Raw genomic sequence first — 14,663 nt, forward strand, 5'->3', positions numbered from 1 at the left:
CAGCCGCTCAGACCAACGCCGCGGGTGCTGGAAAACCGTTGCGCCCCGGAAACTCGGGAGCCAATGTCCGCGCATTGGGCATCTTGACCCACAGGCGCAGCATCTTGCGGTTGAGTTCGTGCACGCCGTGGTCTTCAAATTCGTTGCGCGAGTGCAGCACGGCATAGTTGTTGGCAAACTGCAAATCACCGGGCTCGAGCATCATGCTCAATCGGAAATCTTCGCGGTGCATGATCTCGTCGAACAAATCGAGCGCTTCGATTTCGACTTGGGACAGCGGCAAGTTGCGGATTTCATGACCCAGTTCGATGTACTGGCGCAGGTAGCGGCAGCTGAGCTTGCCTTGGTGGTGGCTGAAGATGGGCGACAAGCTGGGCAGGTCTTCGCACAAGTGCGAAAAAAACCAAGTGCGGTAATACAGGCCCAGGTACTCAGGGTGCTTTTTCAGGATCTCGTTGTAGATCGCCGCCACACTCACCAGAGAACTCAATCCACCCTGCTTGGCCTTGCGGATGCACAACAGGCCCACCACGTCAGACGGGTCTGAGTGGTAGGGCAAATACAGGTTGGTTTCGTAAACGCGGGTGGTTTTCTTGGTCACATCGCCCACGTTCATCACCAGGCCCAGCAGGTCGCCCTTGGGGTTTTGCCGAACGGGCACGCCCATGTGCAGGCCAATGCCGTAGTACAGGATCTGGATCTGCTCTTCGCTGTAGCGCTCGACGGGCAATCCGCGCAAGACCAAAAAGCCCCGGCCGTTCTCCAGTTCATCGCTGTACGCTTGGAGGTCCTGAGCCCAGTCGCCAATCGGAAAGTCTTCTTTGCCAAAGTTCGGAAACGTCAACCCCTGAGCTTGGACATGGGCCAGGGCCGCTTCCAGCGCGGCCAGCACGGGTGCGCTGAGGTGGATCAACCACGCGCTGTCGCCCACCAGGTCCGCGCCCTTCCAGGCGGCGGGTCCGGTGATGGCTTGTTTCATGATGAGGCCCATGGCAATTCCTTTGGTGTGTTGAGCGCAGCAAAAATCGCAGCTTAATCGATGCGGTAGCTCTCCCCGCCAAGGCGCGGCAAGACCACCCACCGCCCATCGAGCGCCTGGATGCGGATGCGCTGGTCAAACACCGCCTCGATCGCGGCGTGCGTGGCGGCATCGCGGCCTAGGCCGTGGTGCACCACTTGGCCTTCGCGCATGACCACGATGTCGTCAGCGTGCAAGGCCATGCCAATCTCATGCAGCACGCTGACCACCGTGGTGCCTTGCGCCAAGAGGCAGTGCACTTGCTCGAGCCAGTCCACCTGGTGCGGTGGGTCCAGGTTGGCCAGGGGTTCGTCCATCAGCATGGTGGGTGCATTGCCCGCCATGGCGCGGGCCAGCAGCACGCGTTGGCGCTCGCCACCCGACAACTCGCCCAGCGTGCGCTCGCGCCAGTCCCAGGCTTGTGTGGCCCGGAGCGCAGCTTCCACCATGCGCGCGTCTTGCGCCGAGGGTGCGCCCAGCCAACTTTGGTGCGGCAAGCGGCCGAGCATGGCCACGTCCCACACACGCAGGTCCAGCGTGCTGGATTCACCCTGCCCCAACCACGACAGTTGCAGCGACCTTTGCTGACGCGTGAGCGAGGCCAGCGGCTGGCCCTGCCACAGCACTTGCCCGCTGTGCGGCAACAATCCCGCCAGCGCCTTGAGCAAGCTCGATTTGCCTGCGCCGTTGGGGCCGACCACACAGGTCCAGCGGCCCGCCGTGATCTGCAGGTCAATGGTTTGCAGCACCTGGCGGCCACCCAACTCGGCGCTCAATTGTCGGGTTTGCAACGCGGCGCTCATGAACGCACTCCCGTGTCGGCATCGCGGTACACACGCCAGAGCAAATAGCCCCCGCCCAGCACGGCCGTGAGCACCCCCACAGGCAGCTCTTGAGGCGCCAGCATCACACGGGCCATCACATCGGCGAGCACGAGCAAGGCACCGCCCATCAAGGCCGACAAAGCCAAGCGCCAAGCGTGTGTGCAGCGCACCAGCGAACGCAGCAAATGTGGCGCAGCCAAGCCGACAAAAGCCACCAGCCCAATGTGCGCCACCGCCGCTGCCGTGGCCAGCGAAATCACGCCCACCAGCACCATGCGGGCCAGAGGCAGCGGCACGCCCAGGCTTTGTGCGGTGGCTTCACCCAAACTGAGCGCATCCAGCACACGGGCAAAAACCCAAGACAAGGCCAGACACAAAGCCAGCACCACCGCCATCGTGGCGCAAGCGCTCCAGCTGACAAACGCGGTCGATCCCAGCATGAAGCCCTGCATGGCCTGCAAGACCTGCGGCTGCAGCAGCGAAATCAGCGATGTCACCGCCCCCAGCACCACGCCCACCACCACGCCCGCCAACAAGAGGCGCAGCCTTTGCTGCACCCCACGGGCCAAAAGCAGCGTGAGCACCACCGCCAGCACAGCGCCCACAAAGGCCGCGCCCGTGAGGCCCAGGCCCAGCCAGCCGCTCATGGCCCACGCACTGCCGCCCCACAAGCTCAAATACACGCCCACGCCCAACGATGCGCCCGAGGCACTGCCCAGCAAATAAGGGTCGGCCAGCGGGTTGCGAAACAGTCCTTGCGCCACCGCCCCGGCCAGGCCCAGCAAGGCACCACCCAGCCATGCGCCCAAGCTGCGCGGCAAACGGATGTCCCAGACGATTTGGCGCGACACCGCATCAGCGCCTACCGACCACCAGGCCTGCCAGCCCTGACTGCCAGCGGCAGTGCCCAGCACCACCACGGCAAGGCCTACCGCCAAGAGCAGCAGCGCCCAGCGCGGTGCTTGGGTCAGGGTGTGGGACTGGGGGGTCACCGCTGCACTCCCGTGTCGGCTTGGGCCGCTGCGCGGTTCAAGCAATCGGCCATCAGTTGTGCACCTTCGGCCATGCGCGGGCCAGCCCGCACCAGCATGTCTGAATCGCTCTGCTTGAACACACACAAACGCGGGCCTTGCATGGCCCGCAAGCGGCTCCAGCCCGGGCGCTGCAGCATGCTGGCACGACTGCTGTCGCCCGCCATGATCACATCAGGCCGGGCTTGCACCACCCACTCGGGGTTGACCTGCGGAAACGGGCCCATCGATGCGGGCAAGATGTTCGTTACACCCATGCGTGTGAGCGTCTCGCCCAGAAAGGACGACTCGCTCGCACCATAGGGTGCGGGGCTCACCTCAAAGTAAACCCGTTGCCGCTGCGCAGTGGGGCTGAGCGATTGCACCGCCGCCTGCACGCCCGCTTGTATGCCTTGCCAAACCCGATCGCTGTCGGTGGCGGGCACATGCAGCGCCTGCGCCACGGTGCGCCACACGCGCTGCGCATCGGCGTGGTTGCGTGGCTCCAGGCGCAGCACATTCAGGCCCAGCGCCTGCAATCGGTCAGCACCCCTGGTGGAGCCCGCAGCCAACACCAGGTCAGGCTTGAGCGCCACAATGCTCTCGATGTTCGGGTCCAACCCTCCGCCCACACGCGGCACAGATTGGACTGACTCGGGCCAATTGGAATAACGGTCCAAGCCCACCAGCTTATGACACTGGTTCAATGCACACACCGTCTCGGAGAGGGACGGCAGCAAGCTCACGATGCGCTGCGGGGCTTGGTTGATTTGGACCTTTTGCTGGCGGTCATCGAGCACGGTGATGGCTTGGGCAGATGGCACGCCAACCCACATGGCCCCCAGCAGGGCCACGGTTTGAAGCCAGCTTCTTCCATGCTCAGGCATGCAGCGCTTCCCATTGGCTGAAGATGCGGTGCATCTGCGCCACACCATCGGTGAGCGCAGCAGGACCGGGCTGCAAAATGTCGGCCGATTTGATTTCAAAAATCTGCCCCGTACGCACAGCGGGCACGTCTTGCCACCCAGGCCGGGCCGCGACTTTTTCCGGGCGAAACTTCTTGCCGCACCATGACCCGATGATGATGTCGGGCGCACGGTCGACAATGTTTTGACCGTCAGCGATGATCCGGTCCTTGCCCAGCGATTGCACCGCCAACTCCGGAAAAACATCGTCGCCGCCCGCGATGCCCATCAACTCCGACACCCAGCGAATGCCACTGATGTGCGGCTCGTCCCACTCCTCAAAAAAAACCTTGGGGCGGCGTTTGAAGCTTGCCGCTTTGTGCTCAATCGCTTCAAGCTCTGCCCGCATACCCTGCAAGCGCACCAAGCCCTGCTCGGCCTCCCCGACCATGGCGGCCACTTGATACAACATGGAAAAAATCTCATCCACACTGCGCTGGTTGAACACCGTCACCTGCACGCCTGCCTTGATCAACAAGGACGCGATCTCGGCCTGCAGGTCTGAAAAACCAAAAACACAATCGGGTTGGAGCGCCAAAATCTTGTCGATCTTGGCGCTCAAGAAGGCACTGACCTTGGGCTTTTCCTCGCGGGCCCGGCGCGGTCGCACCGTGTAACCCGAGATGCCCACGATGCGCTGCTCCTGCCCCAGCAAATAGAGCCACTCCGTTGTCTCTTCTGTGAGGCAAACGATGCGTTGGGGCAGCAGGTCTTGCATGGGCAGGTCCAATCAGCGTTTCATTTTCCAGGTCAGCCCCAGCGTGGTGGTGCGTGGCAGCTGGTTGTAACCATAAGCGGTTTGGTAACGGCTGTCGGTGGCATTTTCCACGCGGCCATACAGCGTCCATTCCCGGCTCAGGCTGTAGCGAGCGGTCAGGTCCAGCAAGGTGTTGCTGGGCAACCCGGGTTGGCTTTCGATGTCCGGGCGGGCGCTGGTATAGCGCACGCTGCCGCCCAGCGACAACAAGCCCAGCGATTGTGAGACCGACACCGAAGCCAGTGTCTTGGCACGGCGCACCAATTGCTGGCCAGTGGACTGGTTCACCGGGTCCTGCAGCGACAAACTGGCACGCACATCCGTCCTGCCCAAGCGGCCACTGTAGCTGGTTTCCAGGCCCTGATTTTTAGCACGGCTGATGTTGCTGAACTGAAAGCGCTCCATGTCGTAGAGGAGCAGGTCTTGGGTGAGTGTGGAAAACCAGGTCGAGCGCAAACGGTGTGAGCCATGTGCCCATTGCACACCCAACTCCTGGGTGTTGGCGGTCTCGGGACGCAAATTCGGGTTGCCACTGTAGGGGTCAAACAGATAACCCAAGGGAGGCATGTTGAAAGCTGTGGCGTGGCTGGCGATCAATTTCCATTGTGGGCTGAGGTCGTAGCCGTAGCCCAGGTACACCGAATCCTTGGCCGACTGACCTTCGACCGCGTCGTGGCGCAAATTGAACTGCAGGTTGTGCGCCGCACGTTTGACCACCACACCACCATACAGCGCATGGGCATCGCGCTCACGCGACAGGCCGGAGACGCCATCGGTGGCCATGTCGATGCCCTGGGTTTGATGGTCGAGCCCGGCGGTCAACACCATCGAGGGCAGGTCCCACTGGTGGGTCCACGACAGCATTCGGGTGCGCGTCAGGGCCTGAGTGGTGAACGAGTACCCACCGATGGTGGCGGTGTCGTTGCGCTCCTGGGACACCGAGTAATTCAAGCGGCTGGACCACAGCGGCCCCAGACGCCCTGACCAGTACAGCGTATGGCTGTCGAGCTGGGTGCGGGCCAGGTGCACGTCGGTCGGCTCGGCAAAACTGCCCGAGACATCGTAGTCAAACTGGCCCTTGAAGTGGGTCGAGCGCACTCCGAACTTGTGCTCGGGACTGAGTGTGTAAGACAGGTCCAGCGCATGGTTGTTGTTGCGGTAACCGTCTGCATCGGGGTTGGCGTTGGTCGTTTGCGACAAGTTGGCCGCATTGATGCCCTCCGTGCGAAAACGCCCCACAGACACCGCATAAGCCAGTGGTCCGGCTGAGCCGTGTGTACCGGCACTCCATCGCTGGGTACCCTGTCCGCCGCGCTCGGCGTTGGCGTAAACCATGGGCTGACCCTGGCCTCGCCGTGTGAACACCTGTATCACCCCCCCCACCGCGCCGCTGCCGTGAATGGCCGAGACGTTGCCGCGCACGATTTCTATCCGCTCGACCTGGTCCAGCATGATGTGCTCCAGACTCACGGCCCCGGTGGTGTCCTGTTTGGTCAGGGGCACACCATCCACCAAGACGAGCACCTGCAAGGACGCAGCGCCGCGTAAAAAGGCGGTGGCCTGCCCGCCACGGCCGCCCGTTTGGGTGAATTGGAAACCCGCTTCGCGAGAGAGCAAAGTGGGCAAGTCCGACACCTGCGATTGCTCGATCGCGTCGCGACCGAGCACCGTGGTGTGAGGCAGCGCATCGGTCAAGATTTGCTCGGTGCGGCTGGCCGTGACGACGACTTCGGTCGCCTTGGTTTGCGCCAAAGCGGCGCCACTGGCCAAGGAGAGCAAAGACAATGCAGGGGTGGAAAGTGCAAGCGCCAAGCGACGCACACGAGGGGAGCGATAGGTCATGAAAATCAAACAAGTCAAACGCCCTCACCGCCTTCCCCGACAGTGCATGGGCTTTACAACCGGTCTTGCGACAGGTCACCTTGTTGGCCGGTATCCGGGCTGGCAGAGCGACCTTCATCACCTTCCCAGCCGCCTGTTTCAGGGCGGCCAGTGGTTTGAGATGAAAGCGGAGTCTTCACGTGAATGAAGACCCGTCTGCTTACCGTTGCGGGGGCAGCGCAGGTTAGGTGAGCCGAGATGGCTTGTCCCTCCTGCTTCCCGTTGAACTGCGAGCCGTGAACCGGCAGCGCGAGCACCAACAGCTTGAATTCTAGGCGCAAAGCTGTCTACAAACCTACAAAATCGGTAGACCTCGTGCGGTACGCCCTACAATGGGGGACCTCCTTTTCCTTGTTTGCCATGGCCTATTCCGACACCATCGATCAAATCGCCGAGCGTGTGGATCACTTGTTGCTGCGCCACGAAGAGCTCCAACGCACCAATGCTTTGCTGGCCCAGCAAGTGCAAGCGCTGAGCTTGGAGCGCGACCAACTCAAGTCGCGCCTGGCCGCCGCCAGAGCCCGTGTCGATGCACTCATTGAGCGGCTGCCCTCCCCTGCCACCACCGCCCCCGCATCGCCTGAGGCCTCCGCATGAGCAACCGACAAATCGACGTCCAGATCATGGGCCAAAGCTACATTTTGGGTTGCCCCGAAGGCGGTGAAGAGCGCCTGATGGGTGCGGTGCGCAAAGTGGACGAAGCCATGTGCAAGATCCGCGACGCGGGCAAGATCAAGGCACGTGACCGCATTGCCGTTTTGGCTGCGCTGAACTTGGCTTTCGAGCAGGCCGATGCGCCACCCGCCTCTGACAAAAACAGTGCCAGCGCCCAGACTGCGGCCGATGTGCCCGCCGATGCACAAGCGCGGCTGGTCCACTTGCTCAGTCGCTTGGACCGTGTCATCGAGCAAGACGGCCAGTTGCTTTGAGACCCGGGCTAGGGTGACGTGGCCTGTTATTCAGGCAACGGCAAGCGCTGCGGTTTAGCCCCTACAATGGCTTGGTCTGCAGTGCTTGCCGGGCTTTATATTTCCTTGAACCAATGCTCTTAGAGCCCGGGCTTGGTACATTGGCTGGTGAGCGTGATCATCTCGCGTCAGATGAACCCAACGCCAGTCTGCCCTCGCCCACCTGAACCCCGGTTCAGGATGCCGGTCCGGTGGCACTTGCAGACACCTTCTTACCTTTCTTCCCCATTCCCCCATGATCATCGAACCTCTGCTGTTGGCCGAATTGGCCGTTTTGGGCCTGTGCACGGGCTTTTTGGCGGGCCTGTTGGGCATTGGCGGCGGGATGATCATGGTGCCCTTCTTGACTTACCTGCTGGGTGCCCGTGGCGTCAGCCCCGACCTGGCCGTCAAGATGGCCATTGCCACCTCCATGGCCACCATCATCTTCACCAGCGTCTCCAGCGTGCGTGCCCACCACAAGAAGAAAGCCGTGCGCTGGGATCTGGTCAAGGGCCTGGCCCCGGGCATCGTGATCGGCAGCCTGATCGGCAGCTTGGGTATTTTTGCGTTTGCCAAAGGCACGTACCTGGCTTTGTTCTTTGCGCTGTTTGTGAGCTTTTCGGCCACTCAAATGTTTCTGGACAAAAAACCTGCGCCTTCGCGCCAGGTGCCCGGTTTTCAGGGTTTGCTCGGAGCAGGCAGCCTGATTGGTTTGCTCTCGGGCCTGGTGGGTGCGGGCGGTGGCTTCATCAGCGTGCCTTTCATGGCCTGGTGCAATGTGGCCATCCACAACGCGGTGGCCACCAGCGCCGCCTTGGGCTTTCCGATTGCCTTGGCCAACGTGGCCGGCTACATCGTGAGCGGCCAAAACGTGCAAGACCTGCCAGCCTACAGTTTTGGTTACTTGTGGTTGCCCGCTTTGGTGGTGATTGCGGTGTGCAGCGTACTGATGGCCCCCATTGGTGCGTCAACCGCCCATAAGCTGCCCGTCAAGCAACTCAAACGTGTGTTTGCCAGCGTGCTGTACCTGCTGGCCGCTTACATGCTCTACAAAGGTCTGGTGGCCTGATCAACGGCCCCTTGGATATCACCTCCGGTCAACTTGACCGGTCGTTCGACTCGTCTAGTTTTCAGGGAGTCACGCACCAAGGCGCCTGGTCATGCACCAAGCCCATCCACAGGGCCCAGGCCGAGACCGACGCCAGCGCCAAGCCTGCAACACGCATGCCCCAAGCCCCATCGCCCAATGTCTGCATTCGCAAAAACAGCCATGGCCCGGCCCACAGGCTAAGGCTGCTGCCCAAAGCAAACAAAGCCATGGTGGCCGCACCCTCAACGGGCTGGCTGGTCAAAGCCGCCACCATCAAAGCCGAATACAACAAGCCACAAGGCATGAAGGCCCACAGCCCGCCCACTATCCAGGGCGCAGCGCGACCCCAGCGGCTATTGAAGGCCCGCACACGCGCCCACAAGCGACGCGCTGCGGCATCGAGCCACAGGGGTTGCCGCGCCTGCAGCATGAGCAACAAGCCCAGTACCAGCGCGGTGAGGTGCAGCAAGGTCCAGACCGGGCGAATGGCGGCGGATTGCGTGGTCAGCCAGCCCAGGCCCTGCACGCTGGCCGCAGCCACAGCACCCAAAAGCGCATAGCCCCCCAGGCGACCCAGCTGAAACGCCAGCAAGGCCTGAGCCCGCCGCTCACCCGCAGCTTGACCCAGACCGGCACAGGCCGCGCCGCACATGGCCACACAATGTGGCCCGCCCAGCACCCCCATCATCAAGGCCGTGATGGCCAAAGAACTTTGCATGGCTTGTTCGCTTGAATATCGAAAGGTGCATTGTCAGCGATGCAGCCCCTCCCAGTGCGCATCAAATGATTTTGGAAAACCGCGTGCGGTGGCGGTCGGCCTGCAGATAACGGTCAAACACCATGGCCACGCCGCGCACAAAAAACCAACCCATGGCCGTGACCTGAATGCCAGTCTCACTCAACTGCACCAGGCCTTGCGCTTGCATGTCCTCGAGCTGGCGCAGCTCTGGGGCAAACAGGGTCTTGAAGTCGACCAGCCAGGCCAAGTTGATGGACTCGTAGTGCAACTGCCCTTGGCACATGAGCGCCATGATGACCGAGCGGCGAATCAGGTCGTCGCGCGTGAGCGCCAGGCCCCGCACCACCGGGAAATGGCCTTGGTCAAGGAGGTCGGCATACTCTTCCAGGGTCTTGGCGTTTTGGCTGTAGATCGTGCCGATGCGGCCGATCGAGGACACGCCCAGCGCAATCAGGTCGCAATCGGCCTGCGTGCTGTAACCCTGGAAGTTGCGGTGCAAACGCCCCTGTCGTTTGGCCACGGCCAAAGCGTCACCCGGCAAAGCGAAGTGGTCCATGCCGATGTAGACATAGCCCGCATCGGTCAGCGCATCGAGCGAGCGCGAGAGCATGGCCACCTTGGCCGCACCTGCAGGCAGCTCTTGCGCGTGAATGCGGCGCTGCGGCTTGAAGCGTTCGGGCAAGTGCGCATAGGCATACAAGGCGATACGGTCAGGGCGAAGACTTTTCACCTGCTCCAGCGTGCGGTCAAAAGACTCGGGCGTTTGCAGGGGCAAGCCGTAAATCAGGTCGACATTGACCGATTCAAAACCCAATCGGCGAGACGCCTCGACCAAAGCAAAAACTTGCTCTGCGGGCTGGATGCGGTGCACGGCTTTTTGCACCGCAGGGTCAAAGTCCTGCACGCCAAAACTTAGGCGGTTGAAACCCAGCTCGGCCAGCACGGCCAGGCGGTTTTCATCCACGGTGCGTGGGTCCACCTCGACAGAGTATTCACCGCCCGGTGCAAACTCAAAGTGCTCGCGCAGCAGGCCTATCAATTGGCGCAACTACTCGTCACTCATGAAAGTGGGTGTGCCGCCACCCAAATGCAACTGGCTGACCGATTGACCGCGCCCCAGGTGCCGGGTGTGCAATTCCACCTCTTTGCGCAGGTAACGCAAATAATCCGCAGCCCGCTCTTTGTGTTTGGTGATGATTTTGTTGCAGGCACAGTAGTAGCACAGGGATTCGCAAAACGGGATGTGCACGTACAAGGACAGCGGTGGCTGCTTGCCCACCGACCCCGACTGGCGTTGCGTGAGCGCCTGCACGTAATCGTCCTCGCCAAAGGCTTCAACAAAACGGTCTGCCGTGGGGTAGGAGGTGTAGCGCGGGCCGGGCACGTCAAAGCGTGTCAGCAATTGCGGTGTGATGACGGACATGTGTCTGCCCCTTAATTCGAATGTGTACAGAACAAGTCATCACTGTGCCCGCATGCATGTGGCCATGTATTGACTCAGGTCAAACCCTTTACCGGTTTTTCGGGATTTCGAGCAAGGACCGGGTATACCCGCAAATAAAGCCGATTTTTCCGTATAAGCTCAAGTCTTGATCCAAGGCAAATCCATTGCTCAACCAAGAGATAAACCATGAATCCACAAGCCATCAAAGTCGCCTGCTCCAATTGCAACTTGCGCGAGTTGTGCATGCCCATGGGCCTGAGCGACCATGACCTCAACCGCCTCGACGATCTTGTGGCTGTACGCCGCAAGATCAAGCGGGGTGACACCCTCTTCACCAATGGCGAAAAGTTCACATCGCTCTATGCCATTCGCACCGGTTTTTTCAAGACCTGCCTGGCCACTGAAGACGGGCGCGACCAAGTCACGGGCTTTCAGATGGCGGGCGAGATCATTGGCCTGGACGGCATCGTGAACGACCAGCACAGCTGCGATGCGGTGGCACTGGAAGACGCCGAAGTCTGTGTCATGCCCTTTGACCGGATCGAAGAAATCTCGCGCGAAGTGACCGCTTTGCAGCATCATGTTCACAAAATCATGAGCCGCGAGATCGTGCGCGAGCATGGCGTGATGCTGCTTTTGGGCAGCATGCGGGCCGAAGAACGATTGGCCGCTTTTTTACTGAATCTGGTGCAACGTTTGCACGCCCGAGGCTTTTCACAGTCCGAGCTGGTGCTGCGCATGACGCGCGAAGAAATAGGCAGCTATCTGGGCCTGAAACTCGAAACCGTCAGCCGTACGTTTTCGAAGTTTGTGGAAGACGGCACCGTGGAAGTCAAGCAGCGCCATGTGCGCATTCTGGACACCGAGGGCCTGCAGCGCCTGGTCAACAACAATCAGTGCCATTGACACGTTTTTTGCTGCACTCTGCAGGCCTGTCTGATGGCTGAACAGGACAACGGTTGAGCTCGAACGGCGACAGGCTCAGCAGCGTGGTGAGACCGCTGGCGAGCATGGTCAGGCCCCAGAAAGCAAAAAAGGCCAGCGTGTAAATCGCTTGCCTGGACAGGTCCAGGTCTTGCCCGAACCAGTGCAGGTCTTGCGGGTCAACAAAAGCGAACACCAGCACTTCCAACAGGCCTGCGACCAAAAAGGCTGGCCAGGCGATCCACATCCAACGTTGAGCAAGCATTGTGTCTCCCTTGGGGTCAGGGTTTGGTGGGTTCAGCAGCAGGTTTTTGCAGCGCGGCGGGCAACTCGCCTGTGGCCGCATGGTTGCGTCCTTGCATGGCGGGGACATGGGTGATGCCCTGGCGCTCTTGCATGGCGGTGCGTGGCGTGACGTTGAGCACCGGGTCAGGGTTGGTCGCAGCAATGTAGAACGTGATGAAACCCGCCACCACCACCACGGCGGGGCCGCCAATCACCATCCACACCAATCCAAAACGCCACCAGGGCTGTCCCTCTTTGCTCACATTCAGAACCTTGTTCATGGCTGTCTTTCAAAAATAAAGGTCACTCAGCGAGGGACCAGAAACACGGTTTTTTCGCTCAGCTGACCGACCGATTGGCCGTCTGTCGATCGGGATTCGATGCGGAAATGGATCGGGTGAGATCCAGCGGGCGCTGCGTCGTAGGGCACTTGCAATCGCACGGACACCCAACGCGATTCGGTGGCACCCACTTCCACCAGCGGCTCGGTGGCCAGGGCCAGGCCCGGAAGACCATCGACTTGCAACTGAAAAGTCAAGTTCTGCTCGGCCGCATTCATGATTTGCAAGCGGTACACGTTTTCAATTTTGCCGCCCACCACAATGCGGGCCATGGTGGCGCGGTCGCGCACGATGTCCACCTTGAACGGATCGCGACTCCACAAGGACAGCCCCACCCCGAGGATGATGGCCCACAGCACAGCGGTGTAAACCAAGACACGCGGGCGGAAAATGCGGCGCACGGTTTGCGCCCCACTCCAGCCTTTGTCCATGGCGTTTTGTGTCGAGAACTTGATGAGACCACGCTCGTAACCGACCTTGTCCATCACGTTGTTGCACACGTCCACACAAGCGCCGCAGCCAATGCACTCGTACTGCAGGCCTTTGCGGATGTCGATGCCGGTGGGGCAGACCTGCACACACAAGGTGCAGTCCACACATGCGCCCAAGCCCTGCGCCTTGGGGTCTGCTTTTTTAGAACGGGCACCACGCGGCTCACCCCGCGCCTCGTCGTAAGTGACGATCAGGGTGTCCTTGTCGAACATGGCGCTCTGAAAGCGGGCATAGGGGCACATGTATTTGCAGACCTGCTCGCGCATGAAGCCCGCATTGCCATAGGTGGCAAAACTGTAAAACAAGATCCAGAAAATTTCCCAAGGTCCAAATCCCAGGGAGAAGATCGATGCGGTCAATTCGCGGATCGGCGTGAAGTAGCCCACGAAGCTGAAACCCGTCCAAAGCGACAACACAATCCAGGCGAGTTGCTTGCCTGTTTTGCGCCAGAGCTTGTTGAAGCTCATTGGTGCATCGTCCAGGCGCATGCGGGCCGATCGATCGCCTTCAAACTGGCGCTCGATCCAGATGAAAATTTCGGTGTAAACCGTTTGTGGGCAGGCAAAGCCGCACCACAAACGTCCCGCCACAGCCGTGAACAAAAACAGCGACAAGGCCGAGATGACCAGCAAAGCCGTCAGGTAAATGAAGTCCTGTGGGTAGAGCACGAGGCCGAAGATGTAGAACCTGCGTGCCCCCAAGTCAAACAGCACCGCCTGGCGCTGCCCCCACTCCAACCAAGGCAGGCCGTAGAAGACCAATTGCGTGATCACCACCATGAGCCAACGCCATTTGGCAAACACGCCCTGAACGCTGCGGGGGTAAATTTTTTGGTGGGCTTGGTACAGGGACACCATGTCCGCATCGCCCTCGGCGGACACGGAGGTGATCGGGATCACGCTGCGGGAGGGACGATCTTCAGGGGTGGACAAAACGCAAACCTTGGTTCAATTTCTGCAAAAGGGCAAGCCTGCTGCAGGGGGTGACATCACTTGGCAGGACTGGCTGCAGCGCTGGCCACAGCGTTGTTGGACAAGCCCCAGACATAGGAAGCGAGCACATGGATCTGGCCTTCGGTCAACTTGGCGGCCTGAGCCGGCATCTGGTTGACCTTGCCGTTGTTGATGATGTTCACGATGGCGTTCTCACCCCAGCCGTGCAACCAGATGTCGTCGGTCAGATTGGGAGCGCCCATGGCGTGGTTGCCCTTGCCGTCCATACCATGGCAAGCCGCGCAAGCACCAAACTTGGATTTGCCCAGTTGTGCACGCAGCGAGTCGTGCGGGCTTTGGGACAGGCTCAACACATAGTGCGCCACGTTGCGCACGTCCTCGGGTGTGCCCACGGCGGCAGCCATGGGCGGCATGTTGCCGGCACGGCCTTGCACCAAGGTGGTTTTGATCGCGTCGGGCGTGCCGCCATACAACCAGTCGGCATCGGCCAAATTGGGAAAGCCCTTGCTGCCGCGTGCATCAGAGCCGTGGCACTGTGCGCAGTTGTTCATGAACAGGCGGTCGCCAATGGCCAGCGCTTGCGGGTCCTTGGACACTTGCTCGGGTGGCATGCCCTGGAACTTGGCGTACAGCGGCGCCACTTCGGCATTGCCTTTGGCCACTTCAGCCTCGTACTGACCGGCCGAGGACCAGCCAAATTTGCCGGCAAAGTTGCCTGCACCCGGGTACATAGCCAGGTAAACGAAGGCAAAAATGATGGTGATGATGAACAAACCCACCCACCAACGGGGCAGCGGGTTGTTCATTTCACGCAAGTCACCGTCCCAGACGTGGCCGGTGGTGTTGTCGTTGGCGGTCATGGCCTTGGCCTTGCCGCTGAACCACAACAAAAGCAGACAGGCAATGATGCTGACCAGCGTGATGCCGGCCACATACAAGTGCCAGAAGTTGCTGATGAAGTCACTCATGGAGTTTCCTTGGTATTTTTAA

15 protein-coding genes, 1 other RNA gene, 1 pseudogene and 1 riboswitch are annotated in these 14,663 nt (G+C 60.8%); of the genes and pseudogenes, 5 read left to right on the forward strand and 12 right to left on the reverse strand.

All coding sequences use genetic code 11. From position 1 onward, the window contains the following. Positions 1–7 precede the first annotated feature (7 nt). Genes L63ED372_RS07880 through L63ED372_RS07905 form a run of 6 tightly spaced genes read right to left on the reverse strand, consistent with a single transcriptional unit; the run spans position 8 to position 6,416 of the window. On the reverse strand, positions 8–991 hold the full coding sequence (locus L63ED372_RS07880; protein ID WP_062405072.1) for a TauD/TfdA family dioxygenase: 984 nt from the start codon (positions 989–991) through the stop codon (positions 8–10). Between the two features lie 41 nt (positions 992–1,032). Continuing rightward, positions 1,033–1,821 carry an ABC transporter ATP-binding protein gene (locus tag L63ED372_RS07885; protein ID WP_062405074.1) on the reverse strand — a complete coding sequence of 263 codons (789 nt, stop codon included), beginning with the start codon at positions 1,819–1,821 and terminating at the stop codon, positions 1,033–1,035. Further along, positions 1,818–2,834, reverse strand: a complete 1,017-nt coding sequence (locus L63ED372_RS07890) for a FecCD family ABC transporter permease (protein WP_231624588.1) — start codon at positions 2,832–2,834, stop codon at positions 1,818–1,820. Before L63ED372_RS07890 ends, L63ED372_RS07885 begins: the two co-directional genes overlap by 4 nt. After that, on the reverse strand, positions 2,831–3,739 hold the full coding sequence (locus tag L63ED372_RS07895; protein WP_062405076.1) for an ABC transporter substrate-binding protein: 909 nt from the start codon (positions 3,737–3,739) through the stop codon (positions 2,831–2,833). The genes L63ED372_RS07890 and L63ED372_RS07895 overlap by 4 nt, the downstream gene beginning before the upstream one ends. Continuing rightward, a complete protein-coding gene (locus tag L63ED372_RS07900) occupies positions 3,732–4,535 on the reverse strand; it encodes an ABC transporter substrate-binding protein (protein WP_062407813.1) in 804 nt (267 codons plus the stop codon). Before L63ED372_RS07900 ends, L63ED372_RS07895 begins: the two co-directional genes overlap by 8 nt. A gap of 12 nt (positions 4,536–4,547) precedes the next feature. Then, positions 4,548–6,416 (reverse strand): TonB-dependent receptor plug domain-containing protein, encoded by a 1,869-nt coding sequence (locus L63ED372_RS07905; protein WP_062405078.1) that lies wholly within the window; start codon positions 6,414–6,416, stop codon positions 4,548–4,550. A 68-nt stretch (positions 6,417–6,484) separates the two neighbouring features. After that, positions 6,485–6,731, reverse strand: a riboswitch (cobalamin riboswitch). A gap of 84 nt (positions 6,732–6,815) precedes the next feature. On the opposite strand from L63ED372_RS07905, the gene L63ED372_RS07910 reads away from it, so the two are divergent. The 4 genes from L63ED372_RS07910 to L63ED372_RS07920 all read left to right on the forward strand — a co-directional run bounded on the left by L63ED372_RS07910 (position 6,816) and on the right by L63ED372_RS07920 (position 8,474). After that, a complete protein-coding gene (locus tag L63ED372_RS07910; protein WP_062405080.1) occupies positions 6,816–7,052 on the forward strand; it encodes a hypothetical protein in 237 nt (78 codons plus the stop codon). Beyond that, entirely contained in the window at positions 7,049–7,384 is a 336-nt protein-coding gene (locus L63ED372_RS07915; RefSeq protein ID WP_062405082.1) for a cell division protein ZapA, read from the forward strand. The genes L63ED372_RS07910 and L63ED372_RS07915 overlap by 4 nt, the downstream gene beginning before the upstream one ends. A gap of 70 nt (positions 7,385–7,454) precedes the next feature. Further along, positions 7,455–7,634, forward strand: a non-coding RNA gene (ssrS, locus tag L63ED372_RS16685) — 6S RNA. A gap of 24 nt (positions 7,635–7,658) precedes the next feature. Further along, positions 7,659–8,474 (forward strand): sulfite exporter TauE/SafE family protein, encoded by an 816-nt coding sequence (locus L63ED372_RS07920; RefSeq protein ID WP_062405084.1) that lies wholly within the window; start codon positions 7,659–7,661, stop codon positions 8,472–8,474. Between the two features lie 61 nt (positions 8,475–8,535). On the opposite strand, the gene L63ED372_RS07925 is transcribed toward L63ED372_RS07920, so the two are convergent. Both L63ED372_RS07925 and hemN read right to left on the reverse strand, forming a co-directional pair. Continuing rightward, a complete protein-coding gene (locus L63ED372_RS07925; protein WP_062405086.1) occupies positions 8,536–9,213 on the reverse strand; it encodes a sulfite exporter TauE/SafE family protein in 678 nt (225 codons plus the stop codon). Between the two features lie 61 nt (positions 9,214–9,274). After that, positions 9,275–10,657, reverse strand: a pseudogene (hemN, locus tag L63ED372_RS07930) (oxygen-independent coproporphyrinogen III oxidase). Positions 10,658–10,864: 207 nt separating this feature from the next. Between hemN and fnr the strand changes: the two are divergent. Continuing rightward, a complete protein-coding gene (fnr, locus tag L63ED372_RS07935) occupies positions 10,865–11,584 on the forward strand; it encodes a fumarate/nitrate reduction transcriptional regulator Fnr (RefSeq protein ID WP_062405089.1) in 720 nt (239 codons plus the stop codon). On the opposite strand, the gene L63ED372_RS07940 is transcribed toward fnr, so the two are convergent. From L63ED372_RS07940 to ccoP, 4 genes are read right to left on the reverse strand one after another with little or no spacing between them, the layout of a single operon-like run. Beyond that, positions 11,562–11,867 carry a hypothetical protein gene (locus L63ED372_RS07940; RefSeq protein WP_062405091.1) on the reverse strand — a complete coding sequence of 102 codons (306 nt, stop codon included), beginning with the start codon at positions 11,865–11,867 and terminating at the stop codon, positions 11,562–11,564. The genes fnr and L63ED372_RS07940 overlap by 23 nt on opposite strands. Positions 11,868–11,883: 16 nt before the next feature. Next, the gene (locus L63ED372_RS07945; protein ID WP_062405093.1) at positions 11,884–12,168 is read right to left on the reverse strand and encodes a hypothetical protein; all 285 of its coding nucleotides are present in this window, start codon (positions 12,166–12,168) and stop codon (positions 11,884–11,886) included. 26 nt (positions 12,169–12,194) lie between these two features. Then, the gene (gene ccoG, locus L63ED372_RS07950) at positions 12,195–13,652 is read right to left on the reverse strand and encodes a cytochrome c oxidase accessory protein CcoG (RefSeq protein ID WP_062405095.1); all 1,458 of its coding nucleotides are present in this window, start codon (positions 13,650–13,652) and stop codon (positions 12,195–12,197) included. A 56-nt stretch (positions 13,653–13,708) separates the two neighbouring features. Next, on the reverse strand, positions 13,709–14,641 hold the full coding sequence (gene ccoP, locus L63ED372_RS07955; protein ID WP_062405097.1) for a cytochrome-c oxidase, cbb3-type subunit III: 933 nt from the start codon (positions 14,639–14,641) through the stop codon (positions 13,709–13,711). Positions 14,642–14,663 lie beyond the last annotated feature (22 nt).

Origin of the sequence: Limnohabitans sp. 63ED37-2 (genome assembly GCF_001412535.1) — a bacterium.
GTDB lineage: Bacteria > Pseudomonadota > Gammaproteobacteria > Burkholderiales > Burkholderiaceae_C > Limnohabitans_A.